This is a genomic window from Olivibacter sp. EAT-5 (assembly GCF_044784325.1).
Taxonomy (GTDB): domain Bacteria; phylum Bacteroidota; class Bacteroidia; order Sphingobacteriales; family Sphingobacteriaceae; genus Olivibacter; species Olivibacter oleidegradans.
Map to the genome: position 1 here is coordinate 4,150,206 of NZ_CP173028.1, position 12,387 is coordinate 4,162,592.

Below are 12,387 nucleotides of genomic sequence, written 5' to 3' on the forward strand. Positions count from 1 at the left end.
AAGCAATTGGAGGGCTATAAAGCTATTGTTTTTTTGGGGACTTGGTTAATTGAAGTCTATATACATAGATTGAAAATTGATAGTCATTTTATTAAATTGATTTATAATGTCTTGACCGATGTTGCCATAAAAATGCGCATCAAAGTCGCCAACAGATTCGGTTAACACCGGCAAATTAGCAAGTGCCGCTTTTTTGCCCTGGATAGTAAAAGTTGACAAAGGTATTTTGTAGACCTCAATTTTATGCACACCGCCTGCGCCGCCTCTACCGATACTGTCGATCTTGCCTTCGCTTTCCACTTTTGATTTGTTAGCATCATAATATTTTTTAAAGAGCTCTGTTTTCATTGCTCCGGTGTCGAAGTGGCAAAGTAAGGTGTCATCTCCTACTTGCAATTGAATAACCGGAGTTAGCTCGTCTAAGAATAGGTTTTGACCAACATTGTTAGAAACAGATGGAGGGATATAAAATTGGCCATCTCGTGCAATTTGTACTTCCCGTAAAAGGTTCATTACCGGAAATCCGATAATCCCGTGAATAGCAAAGTCGAGTTGAGGGAATTGCAAGTTTTTATCAGGAAGAACTAAAAAAACCACATTTTTTAACTCAGTTTTATCAATAAAAATACTTGGTGCAATGGCGAGCATAGCTTGGTTTTGTATGGAAGTGCTACTTCCCAAATCGATGCTTGTTGCTATGATTTTCAATTTCAGCTTTTGCGCATAACTTAAACTAATAGTAGATAAGTTCGCGCCTGTATCAAACACGAAATCGCTCACTTGATTTCCTATGCGGATTGGAATATTCATTAACCCTATTTTGTCTCTCGTCCATTTTACACGACTTTCTACTTTCGTAATCTGCTGAGGGGGGACATTCTCCAGTGCACGCCATAGTTTTATTGTATTTTTCAAATCGGCAACTTTGGCTGAGTCTAAAAAAGTGCTATAAGAGGCAAGGATTTGCTCGCCCACTTTTGCCGCTTTGCGATACGCATTCAATTTAACGAAATTGTCCATCTGTACGTTTAATAATGGAGGTGCAGTCTGCGGTGTCAGTTCACTTTTATGGTATTTTAGTAGACTTTCAATTTTTTTCGCAGATTGTGTACAGCGGTTTGAAGCATTGTCAATAAATGCTCCGTAATATAGGCTGTTGAGTTCAGAAAGCGTGTCCTTTTGTTGTCTGTAGCTTGCTTCTAGTTTTAAAAAGTCTTTCTCCTGAAGAAATTTTTCAAGAATTGACGTTCCCGTCTGTTGAGCGAGTGCATAGTTACTAAGGGAGAGAAAAAAAACTGAGAGCCATTGTGTTTTCATTGCCTTGAATCGATGTTTTGAACTAATTGCCTTAAGACGTAGAAATACCCTAAAAGGTTGCATAAGTCGCTAATTTTTCTGATACGAATTAGCGAAAGTAAGAGGTTATCGGTTGAGAAACTAGCAGCGGATCCTGCTGAGTGCTTGAGCGGTTATACTGATGTAAACAGCCAAAAGAGCTGACTCGTCTAAATCGCGCTGATGATTTGTTAATATAAAAGCATTAAAGAATTAACACAGAGAGAATAGTTTTGTCGAATACTATATCGCAAAAAATTGAGATGAAACAGCTAATTCTTCTACTATTTATTTTTTTAATTGCTAAACAGCCGATCCTTTCACAGACTACGCAAGCCTCTATCGCCGGAAAAGTCAGTGACGAAACCGATCAACCCATAGCGGGTGCCTCGGTTCAGGTGCGAAATGAATCAACCGGATTTACGACAAAAACGTCTACCAGCACAAGCGGTGATTTCAATTTTAAAGAACTGCCACTGGGAGGACCCTATACGGTACGTGTACAATTTATAGGTTATGGCGAGCAAATCCGTACAGGGTATACCCTCAATCAGGGAGATGTGGTTCGTATTAGTGTAAAAATGGCTGAATCTTCCCAAAACTTAGATGCGGTAGAAATAACTGCTGCCACCGGTTTGAAGGATAAGATTGAGAATCTGGGAGCGGCAACCGCGGTTAGTGCTAAGGATGTGACCCGCTTGCCGGTTAATGGGAGGAATTTTACTTCCCTTACCGATTTATCGCCCTTGGCAAGTGGAGGAAGCATCGCCGGGCAATTGGGCTCATCAACCAACTTTACAATTGATGGGATGAATTCGAAGAATCCCACCTCGGCGGGATCTACAACCAGTCGAAGCGGTGCACCCTTTTCAATTTCCATTGAAGCGGTACGCGAATTTAAAGTTGTGACCAATCAATATGATGTTACATTGGGGCGCGCTGGAGGTGGTACTATCAGCGCTGTAACCAAAGCTGGTACGAATACACTGAGTGGTAGTGCCTGGAATTACATGCGTGCCGACTGGTTATCGAGTCCTTATGACATCCGTGGCAATAAACGCAACGATGATTTTTCTACTTATCAATATGGTTTTACCTTGGGAGGGCCCATTGTTAAAGATAAGGTTCACTTCTTTGTAGCTTGGGATCATCAGCGGGACGCAAGACCTTTAATTATTGCAGATATCAATTCCCCTACAGATGAAAGACGTTTTAATGTTACACAATCGACATTGGATGAATTTGTCGAAATCGGTCGTTCAAAATACGGTTTAGGTGCTGGTCCGCAATACGGTTCTTTCGGTAAAAAAAGAGGATCCGACGCTGTTTTTGCTCGTATTGATTGGCAGTTGAATGATCGTAACTTATTAACAATCCGTGATAACTATACCAACGACCGAAATAAATTAGGTTTAGCCGATAACACGCGAATTAATTTGTATGAGTCTTATGGAGATGATAAGAATATTGACAATAGCTTTTTGGCTACTTTACGTACAACACTAAGTCCTCGACTTACAAATGAGTTGAAGGTACAGCATTTATATACGCATCAAAAAAGTAGTCCGGGTAGTCAATTACCGGAAGCCAATATTCCACGTGCTATTGTTGAAAACGTGGCTTCCCAGGTTGGCGAAGACAACTTGTTCACCAACATTCAATTAGGTGGCCATCGCTTTGCGCAAGAAGGGTTTACAAATAATGTGATTCAATTGATCGATAACATTTATTATAATACCGATAAAATCAATTATACATTTGGCGTCGACTTGATGTATACGCATGCCAAATCATTATATGGTAGTGAGGTGAATGGACGTTTCCAATTTAGGCCAACAGCGGCAACGGAGACTACCCCCGGAGCTACGGCTTTAGAGAATTTTAATAATCTCGCTCCTTATGCGTTCTATCGTGAAGTCCCTTTGGTAGCAGACCCAACTGTTGTTGGAAAGATTTTTAATGCAGGTATATACGGACAAATGCAAACAAAGTTAGCCACAGGTCTGGAAATGATGGCCGGTTTGCGTGTGGATTACGGGCATTATCCAAAATCACCTTTAAACCAGGAATTATACGATGCCTTAGGCGTACGTACCGATCATAAGTTGAAATCTTTTGTAATACAGCCACGCTTCCAGTTTACCTGGGATGTTAATGAGGAACATAGGGATTATATTCGCCTAGGAGCAGGTGTCTTTGCTTCGGATATCAATAATTACATGACCATTAATAATTTAACATTTGATGGTCGACATTTTGCTACGGTGGATGTAAGGGATGCTTCTATATTAAGGCCCGATTTCATTGCCTATAGAAATGACCCGTCTACTATTCCGACTTATGCAGACTACCAGGTGCCAACCATTAATACCTATTCGTCAGATGCAAAAATTCCAATTGTTTACAAGGGGAACATCTCTTACACCCGTTTTATTACCGATAAACTGAAAGTAGGTGTGACAGGCTATGCTACATTAGGAAGAAATAACTATATGTATGTAGATCGTAATATGGTGGCTGATCCGGTTTTTCGCTTAAGTAACGAAGATAACCGTGGCGTGTATGTACCAGCGAGGGCCATCGTTAATGGAGCTGCCGATTGGAAAGCCGGGCGAATTAGTGAACGCTTTGGCCGCGTGCTCGAATTGAATAGCGAAGGGAAAGTAAATCAATTTGCGGTGGTGGTTGACGGTACCTATCAATACTTTAAAGATGGAGAGATATCGGTAAGCTATACATGGAATGATACCAAGGATAATACATCTTATAATGGAAATGTGGCAAATTCAGCGACCTTATCCCTTCCGGTGAAAGATGATCCGCGTGATCTTAGCGTGATGAGTTATTCGAACAGTCAGTTTAGGCATAAGGTGGTTTTCTATGGTACCTCACCTAGTTTCCATGGTTTCAATATCGGCATTCGTTATTCCGGTGTTGCAGGTACCCGCTACAGTCTTCTGGCTGGTGGTAATACCAATGGTGACTTTGTTACCAATGACAATGACTTAGCGTTCGTTTTCGATCGGAACGACCCGAGCACTGCCGAACAGATACGTACGGGTTTACAAGCTTTATTGGATAATCCGGAAGCAAGCCAAAGTTTAAAGGATTATATCAACAAGTATTCGGGTAAGATTGCGGAGCGAAATGGTGGTGTTAATGGGTTCTATGGAGTGATTGATTTAAGGGTAACAAAAAAGTTTATGCTCTACAAAACACACTCTTTGGAATTATCATGTGATATTTTTAATGTCGCTAATCTGTTTAAAAAGACTTGGGGAGCAAACGAATCTTTAGGAAATCAAGCTTTGTATGCCTTGACTGGTTTTGATGCAGCAACGCAACAGTATAACTACCGTGTAAACAATACAGGCATTGTGAATCCTTCAGGAAATCCTTACCAATTCCAATTAGGTGTACGTTATGGATTTTAATTGCAAATACAAATATTAAGAAGCTTTTATGGCCGATCGAGCCCATAGTTATAATGAGGGTCCGATTGGTCAAATCCCTATACATTTTACAGAAGCCACACTATAAAGTGATGGCTTTTTTTATTTACCTTTGTGGCAAAATAAGAGTCTAATAATTAAAAATGGATGCGTTTTTTAAGACGACCAACGCATCACTGAACGAAAACATGAGTTATAACGCAATTAAAAAAACATTCGATATTGGCGATGGCCGTCAGATCGAAATTGAAACCGGTAAATTAGCGAAACAGGCTGACGGTTCTGTTGTGGTTAAGATGGGGAACACCATGCTTTTAGCCACCGTGGTATCCGCTCAAGAAGCAAAACCAGGAACTGATTTTCTTCCTCTATCTGTTGATTATCAAGAAAAATATGCGGCAACCGGTCGCATTCCCGGCGGATTTTTGCGAAGAGAAGCACGCTTATCCGACTATGAAATTTTAATTTCACGCTTGGTTGACCGAGCGCTACGCCCTTTATTCCCTGATGATTATCATGCAGATACACAGGTTATGATAACACTGATATCAGCTGATAAAGATATTATGCCGGATGCATTAGCTGGATTAGCAGCATCCGCAGCTTTAGCTGTTTCCGATATTCCTTTTAACGGGCCCATTTCGGAAGTTCGCGTAGCAAAAATTGACGGTAAATTCGTAATTAATCCATTATTAAGTGACTTGGAGAGAGCTACGCTTGAGTTTATTGTTGCAGGTTCGGCCAACGATATTGTGATGGTAGAAGGCGAGGCTAAGGAGATTTCCGAAGAAGAAATGGTGGAAGCCATTGCTTTTGCCCATGAGGCTATTAAAGTGCAGGTACAAGCACAACTCGAATTGGCAGAAATGGTTGGTAAACTTGAGAAAAGGGTTTACAACCACGAACCTAGTAACCCGGAATTAAAAGAACGTGTTTACGCAGCTACTTACGACAGTGTGTATGCCGTTGCTAAATCCGGTTTGTCTAAAAAAGAGCGATCAGCCAAATTTGCTGACATTGCAGAGGCTTTTGCCCTTACATTGGGCGAAGATGTGGATGAAGAAACCGTATTCTTAGCAAAGAAATATTTCCATGACGTACAATATGATGCTGTGCGAAACCTCATTCTTAATGAAGGTATACGGCTCGACGGACGTGATGTGCGTACCGTGAGACCTATTTGGAGTGAAGTCGATTATTTACCTGCCGCACACGGATCGGCAATTTTCACCCGGGGTGAAACGCAGTCGCTTACTTCAGTCACACTAGGAGCGAAGGAAGATGAGCAAATGATCGATGGTGCATTTATTAATGGCTATAGCCGATTTATTTTACACTATAATTTTCCTGGTTTTTCCACCGGTGAAGTGAGACCAAATCGTGGCCCGGGTCGTAGAGAGGTTGGACATGGTAACTTGGCGATGCGTTCATTAAAACAAGTGCTGCCCAGTCAAGAGGAAAATCCTTATACGATACGAGTTGTTTCTGATATTTTGGAATCCAATGGTTCGTCCTCTATGGCTACCGTTTGCGCCGGAACATTGGCACTTATGGATGCAGGTGTAAAAATCACAGCGCCTGTATCAGGAATCGCGATGGGACTTATTACGGATGAAAAAACAGGTAAGTATGCGGTATTAAGTGATATTCTTGGTGATGAGGATCATTTGGGAGATATGGACTTTAAAGTCACTGGAACTAGCAAAGGTATCGTTGCTTGTCAAATGGACTTGAAAATCAATGGGCTGAAATGGGAGGTTCTAAAAGAAGCACTATATCAAGCTAAGGAGTCACGTTTACATATCTTAAACGAGATGCTCAAAACGATCGAAGCTCCTCGTGAAGATTTTAAACCACACGCTCCGCGCATTGTGAGCTTAACAATTGATAAAGAGTTTATTGGTGCTATTATCGGCCCCGGAGGCAAAATCATCCAGGAAATGCAAAGGGAAACCGGTACTACCATTTCGATCGAGGAGATTGAAGGTAAGGGCATCGTACAAGTCTTTGCAGACAATAAAACTTCTATCGATGACGCTGTTAGGCGCATTAAAGCGATTGCAGCAAAACCGGAAGTAGGCGATGTTTACGAAGGCAAAGTGAAATCTATTATGCCTTTCGGTGCCTTTGTCGAAATCTTACCGGGTAAAGATGGATTGTTGCACATTTCTGAGATCGATTGGAAACGTTATGAAACCATGGAAGGAATTTTTCAAGTCGGTGAAATTGTTAAGGTTAAACTGTTAGATATCGATAAACAAGGTAAATTGAAGCTTTCCAGAAAAGCACTTTTGCCTCGTCCCGAAAAAAAGCAGGAACCGGAAAATAAACAAGAACAATAGTTAAATACTAGAAGCCATTGCTTTCTTTGCGTTTGAGCATTTAGCAATGGCTTTTGCTTTTCTACCGTTTTGGTCCTTCACAAAAGATTTTACCAATGAAACATTTAGTAGCTCCTTCAATTTTGTCTGCCGATTTTGCTAATCTTCAACGCGATATTGAAATGCTCAATAAAAGCGACGCTGATTGGATCCATGTAGATATTATGGATGGTGTATTTGTTCCCAATATTTCTTTTGGGTTTCCTGTTGTAAAAGCCGTAAAGCAACACGCCCTTAAACCTTTGGATGTGCATTTGATGATCGTAGATCCGGATCGTTACTTAAACGAATTTAAGGAGGCTGGCGCGAACAACATTTCCGTTCATTTTGAAGCCTGTATCCATTTGCATCGCACTATACAAAAGATTAAAGAATTGGGATGTCGGGCAGGGGTAGCGATTAATCCTCACACACCGATCGCCCAATTGAGCGATATTGTTGAAGATATTGATTTAGTCTGTATGATGTCCGTGAACCCGGGTTTCGGGGGGCAAAAATTTATAGAGAGCACCTACCGGCGCATTCGCGAATTGCGTTTGCTTGCTCAGGATAGAAATCCAAATCTGTTAATAGAAATTGATGGCGGTGTAAACCATCAAAATTCGTTATCTTTATTGCAAGCGGGGGCCAATGTATTGGTGGCTGGTAATACTGTTTTTGGCGCAGATGATCAAATGGCGTCCATAAAACAACTTAAAGACGTGTCGATAACAAGAAAAGCCGTTTAAAGACAATACAAAATGTAAAGGGGGCCGATGGCCCCTTTTTAGTTTTTGGATAAAATACAGAATTTAATTTTGTTATCTATTTAAGCCAACGAAAAGATTGTCATTATTTTGACAATAAAACCTCAAAAACTTTGAATTTTTTTTATAAAAAGTTTACATTTGCCAAACATAGATGAATTCGTTTATATGCAGTATCTACTGCATTGACATGTAAAATGAATCTGTTTAATTCTCCTCTGCCATTGAAGGCATTTTTATAGAGGAATAAAATGATTTATTGCTATACCAGTATAAAAAGCTATTTTAAGTGAAATTGTTAATTAATGCTCATTTTTTAAATCTATAGAAAGAATAATGAAACACAATTTTGGTGCGGGGCCATGCATACTTCCTTCAGAGGTCTTCCAAGAAGCTTCTCAAGCAATAATTGATTTTAATAATTCCGGTTTATCCATTTTAGAAATTTCCCATCGTTCCAAAGCCTTTGAAGCCGTTATAGAAGAAACTGAGGCGTTAGTAAAGGATTTATTATCTGTCCCCGATGGGTATTCGGTGTTGTTTTTGCAGGGGGGGGCTAGCCAACAGTTCGCAATGGTGCCGATGAATTTACTTCCTCAAAATGGAAAAGCAGCTTATTTAGACTCAGGAACCTGGGCGTCAAAAGCTTATAAAGAAGCTCAGAAATTCGGAGCTATTGAGGTGGTCGCTTCGTCCAAAGATGCGAATTATACCTACGTTCCTAAGGAGTATACGATACCGGCGGATGCGGCTTATTTTCATTATACTTCTAATAATACAATTTATGGAACTGAGCTCTTCGAAGCACCACAGTCGCCTATTCCATTAGTCTGTGACATGTCGTCCGATATCTTAAGTCGTAAGATTAACGTTGCTGATTACGGACTCATTTATGCAGGGGCACAGAAGAATATGGGGCCTGCGGGAGTGACGCTCGTTATTGTTAAAAACGATATTTTAGGAAAAACCGGTAGGGATATCCCATCAATATTCGATTATCGTAAACATGCAGAAGCCGGATCTATGTATAATACACCGCCGGTTTATGCTATTTATGTCTCCTTATTAAATCTCCGTTGGCTGAAGGCGAAGGGGGGTATAGAGGAAATCGAACGTGAGAATATTATCAAAGCAAGAACATTGTACGATGAAATCGATCGTAATCCATTGTTTAAGGGAACAGCCAAGCTAGAAGATCGCTCAAGAATGAATGTTACTTTTGTTATGGAAAACGCTGAACTGGAAAAATCATTCCTTGCCCTAACGGAAGAGCGCGGGTTAGTCGGGTTGAAAGGACATAGAAGCGTAGGTGGTTTCCGGGCATCTATTTACAACGCGCTTACTATTACTAGTATTAATACATTAGTTGATTTGATGCAAGAGTTTGCTGAGAAAAATGCTTAGTGAACATAACTGCCCGAATTAATGATGAATGGCATATAGATAAAGGTTTTTTGATAAAATTGCTGCCGAATTCTCTATGCTATGTTTAAATTATTTCCTTGTTTGTCAACATGGACAGCAGGAGTTTTATGAATTTTTATAGATAGAATATCATAGTATGAAACTATTAGCAAACGACGGTATAGATCCACTAGGAAAGGAATTGTTAGAAAAAGCTGGATTTACTGTTGATACTAACCATATCCCTCAGGATGAGTTAGCTGTGAAATTACAGGCTTATGATGCCATAACGGTTAGAAGTGCAACCAAAGTCAGAAAGGATTTAATCGACGCTTGCCCAAATCTAAGATTGATTGGTAGGGGAGGTGTAGGCATGGATAATATTGATGTCGAATATGCAAAATCAAAAGGGATTGCCGTTGTCAATACTCCTGCAGCGTCTTCACAATCAGTAGCGGAGCTTGTCTTCGCACATCTTTATAATGGTGTTCGATTTCTGTATGATGCTAATCGCAAAATGCCTGTAGAAGGAGATACGAATTTTGCCGGATTAAAAAAGGCTTATGCAAAGGGGGTTGAACTGAAGGGGAAAACGCTAGGTGTAATTGGTTTTGGCCGTATTGGTCAGGAAACTGCAAAAGTAGCACTGGGCGTTGGTATGAATGTTATTGCCAGTGATTTTGTGGCTATACCCAAGGCGTTAACTTTAACGTTATCAGGTGGTATTTCTGTTGATGTGCCGGTAAAACAGGTAAGTACTGATGAACTGATCAAACAAGCAGATTTTATTAGCTTGCATGTGCCTTTCTTAGATAAGCCGGTTTTAGGTACAGCTGAATTTGCCCTGATGAAAAATGGGGTAGGTATTGTTAATGCCTCTAGAGGTGGTACGATTGATGAATTAGCTTTAATCGAAGCATTGAATAATGGGACGGTTTCGTTTGCAGGTCTTGACGTTTTTGATAGCGAGCCGACGCCAAGAAAAGAAATACTTACTCATCCAAGAGTATCGCTAACACCTCATATTGGTGCTGCAACAAACGAGGCGCAAGAAAGAATCGGAGAAGAATTGGCCAATATCATAATTGGATATTTTAAAGGGTAGTTTAAACAACCATTCATTCTTAATTATGAGAAGGGAAACTAAAAACGTTTCCCTTTTTTTGTTTGAAGCCTTCCTTCCAGGATTACCTCGCTTTGCTCGGTGATCCCCGGGAGGGGGGATTCAAAGCAACATCAACGACTCACTGCGTTCGTCACACTTTGTTGTTAATAGGCTTTTGTTTGAGCAAGCTCACAAAAGGGATTACCTCGCTTTGCTCGGTGATCCCCGGGAGGGGGGATTCAAAGCAACATCAACGACTCACTGCGTTCGTCACACTTTGTTGTTAATAGGCTTTTGTTTGAGCAAGCTCACAAAAGGGATTACCTCGCTTTGCTCGGTGATCCCCGGGAGGAGGGCTTCAAAGCAACATCAACGACTCACTGCGTTCGTCACACTTTGTTGTTAATAGGCTTTTGTTTGAGCAAGCTCACAAAAGGGATTACCTCGCTTTGCTCGGTGATCCCCGGGAGGAGGGCTTCAAAGCAACATCAACGACTCACTGCGTTCGTCACACTTTGTTGTTAATAGGCTTTTGTTTGAGCAAGCTCACAAAAGCCTATTAACAACAAAACCCGGCTGTTGCCGGGTTGATGTTGCTTTGGCGGAAAGTGAGGGATTCGAACCCCCGGTCCTGTTACAGACAACGGTTTTCAAGACCGCCGCATTCGACCACTCTGCCAACTTTCCGGGACAAAAGTACAAACTCCATCCGTTTTAACAAATTTAATTTTACCTTTTTTCGTTCATTTAAAGTAACTCCTTCATTTCTTGTAAATTAATTTTATGTAAACAAATCGTGCCTAAAAGTAAACCATATAAAGGAAGATTGATATAAGGCCTATGATTGTCTAAATCCGATCTTTTTACCGTTTTTTTATAAAGAAACGACCTCACAAAAAGGTCGCTTAACCTATTTTTAACGAATTTCTAAGTAAATTATTAGTGCTCCCTAATCAACAGGGTTTCGGTAAATTCAATTAAAGAAAGTTTTTTCTCACGTGCGACCGCCATTACTTCTAAGGCTTGATAGGCTTGCTCAGCAAAACTCATTTTTTTCTTATGAGCTAACTTTTCTATGCCAAGATCGTTGTATATGGCCGTTACACGATCTATTTTTTGTTGCTGATCAAATTCGTTAATCTCAGTCCAATGGATTAACTCTTGTTTATCTGATCCTTTAGCTAATTGTAGCGCATTGATAAGTAAATAAGTTTTTTTATTTTCAATGATATCACCCCCAACCTGTTTCCCAAATTTACTAGGATCTCCATATACATCCAATATGTCGTCCTGTAGCTGGAAAGCGATTCCTATATTAACGCCAAAGGTGTAAAGGTTCGATCGATCCTGCTTGTCTGCTCCTCCCAGAATGGCCCCAATTTCTAAAGCCGCACCCAATAATACGGACGTTTTTAGACGAATCATATGGAGGTATTCTTCTTCGGTTACCGTCGCCAGTTTTTCAAAATCCATATCCAGTTGCTGGCCTTCACATACCTCTTGAGCCATTTTGTTAAAAACTTTCAGCAATTCAGCAAGCAACTCAGGTTTGCACTCAGCAAGCAATTGATATGCCCGAATCAAGGTTGCATCCCCGGATAAGATAGCGGTATTGATATCCCACTTTTTGTGGATGGTCTCCCGTCCTCGTCGCAGTGGGGCTTCATCCATAATGTCGTCATGCATTAAGGTGAAATTATGGAACATTTCGATAGCCAAGGCCGCTGGAAGGCCTTCTTTTATTGTTGCCCCAAATAATTCAGCTGCCAATAAAGTGAGAACCGGTCTTAAACGCTTGCCTCCGATTGCCAAAAAATATTTGATCGGTTCGTATAGGGTATTTGGATTGTCTGGAAAATTTCTTTCTGTTAAGGCCTCGCCAATAATAGTCTGTAATGCTGCTATAGAATGCATGACACGAAGATAGAAAAATTAGTTCACATCACCTTTCATGTGTTACTATT

7 protein-coding genes and 1 tRNA gene are annotated in these 12,387 nt (G+C 40.6%); 5 read left to right on the top strand and 3 right to left on the bottom strand.

What is annotated here, in order from left to right; all coding sequences use genetic code 11:
• Positions 1–45: 45 nt before the first annotated feature.
• Positions 46–1,317, bottom strand: a complete 1,272-nt coding sequence (locus ACH11B_RS17180) for a retropepsin-like aspartic protease (protein ID WP_377609324.1) — start codon at positions 1,315–1,317, stop codon at positions 46–48.
• Positions 1,318–1,598: 281 nt separating this feature from the next.
• Here ACH11B_RS17180 and ACH11B_RS17185 point away from each other — a divergent pair, with 281 nt between their 5' ends.
• The 5 genes from ACH11B_RS17185 (at position 1,599) to ACH11B_RS17205 (ending at position 10,423) form a co-directional block, all read left to right on the top strand.
• Positions 1,599–4,769, top strand: a complete 3,171-nt coding sequence (locus tag ACH11B_RS17185) for a carboxypeptidase regulatory-like domain-containing protein (protein ID WP_377609322.1) — start codon at positions 1,599–1,601, stop codon at positions 4,767–4,769.
• Positions 4,770–4,975: 206 nt separating this feature from the next.
• On the top strand, positions 4,976–7,129 hold the full coding sequence (gene pnp / locus ACH11B_RS17190; protein ID WP_041388329.1) for a polyribonucleotide nucleotidyltransferase: 2,154 nt from the start codon (positions 4,976–4,978) through the stop codon (positions 7,127–7,129).
• Between the two features lie 95 nt (positions 7,130–7,224).
• Positions 7,225–7,896 (top strand): ribulose-phosphate 3-epimerase, encoded by a 672-nt coding sequence (gene rpe, locus ACH11B_RS17195; RefSeq protein WP_013666352.1) that lies wholly within the window; start codon positions 7,225–7,227, stop codon positions 7,894–7,896.
• Positions 7,897–8,250: 354 nt separating this feature from the next.
• Positions 8,251–9,318 carry a 3-phosphoserine/phosphohydroxythreonine transaminase gene (serC, locus tag ACH11B_RS17200; protein WP_013666353.1) on the top strand — a complete coding sequence of 356 codons (1,068 nt, stop codon included), beginning with the start codon at positions 8,251–8,253 and terminating at the stop codon, positions 9,316–9,318.
• Positions 9,319–9,475: 157 nt separating this feature from the next.
• On the top strand, positions 9,476–10,423 hold the full coding sequence (locus ACH11B_RS17205) for a D-2-hydroxyacid dehydrogenase (RefSeq protein ID WP_013666354.1): 948 nt from the start codon (positions 9,476–9,478) through the stop codon (positions 10,421–10,423).
• Between the two features lie 599 nt (positions 10,424–11,022).
• Here ACH11B_RS17205 and ACH11B_RS17210 read toward each other — a convergent pair.
• Both ACH11B_RS17210 and ACH11B_RS17215 read right to left on the bottom strand, forming a co-directional pair.
• Positions 11,023–11,110, bottom strand: a tRNA-Ser gene (locus ACH11B_RS17210).
• Positions 11,111–11,362: 252 nt separating this feature from the next.
• Positions 11,363–12,337 carry a polyprenyl synthetase family protein gene (locus tag ACH11B_RS17215; RefSeq protein ID WP_377609319.1) on the bottom strand — a complete coding sequence of 325 codons (975 nt, stop codon included), beginning with the start codon at positions 12,335–12,337 and terminating at the stop codon, positions 11,363–11,365.
• Positions 12,338–12,387 lie beyond the last annotated feature (50 nt).

What these genes read in the sequence shown, in the direction of transcription:
- ACH11B_RS17180 (WP_377609324.1), bottom strand. Translation starts at nt 1,317, where the DNA reads ATGAAAACACAATGGCTCTCAGTTTTTTTTCTCTCCCTTAGTAACTAT.
- ACH11B_RS17185 (WP_377609322.1), top strand. Translation starts at nt 1,599, where the DNA reads ATGAAACAGCTAATTCTTCTACTATTTATTTTTTTAATTGCTAAACAG.
- pnp (WP_041388329.1), top strand. Translation starts at nt 4,976, where the DNA reads ATGAGTTATAACGCAATTAAAAAAACATTCGATATTGGCGATGGCCGT.
- rpe (WP_013666352.1), top strand. Translation starts at nt 7,225, where the DNA reads ATGAAACATTTAGTAGCTCCTTCAATTTTGTCTGCCGATTTTGCTAAT.
- serC (WP_013666353.1), top strand. Translation starts at nt 8,251, where the DNA reads ATGAAACACAATTTTGGTGCGGGGCCATGCATACTTCCTTCAGAGGTC.
- ACH11B_RS17205 (WP_013666354.1), top strand. Translation starts at nt 9,476, where the DNA reads ATGAAACTATTAGCAAACGACGGTATAGATCCACTAGGAAAGGAATTG.
- ACH11B_RS17215 (WP_377609319.1), bottom strand. Translation starts at nt 12,337, where the DNA reads ATGCATTCTATAGCAGCATTACAGACTATTATTGGCGAGGCCTTAACA.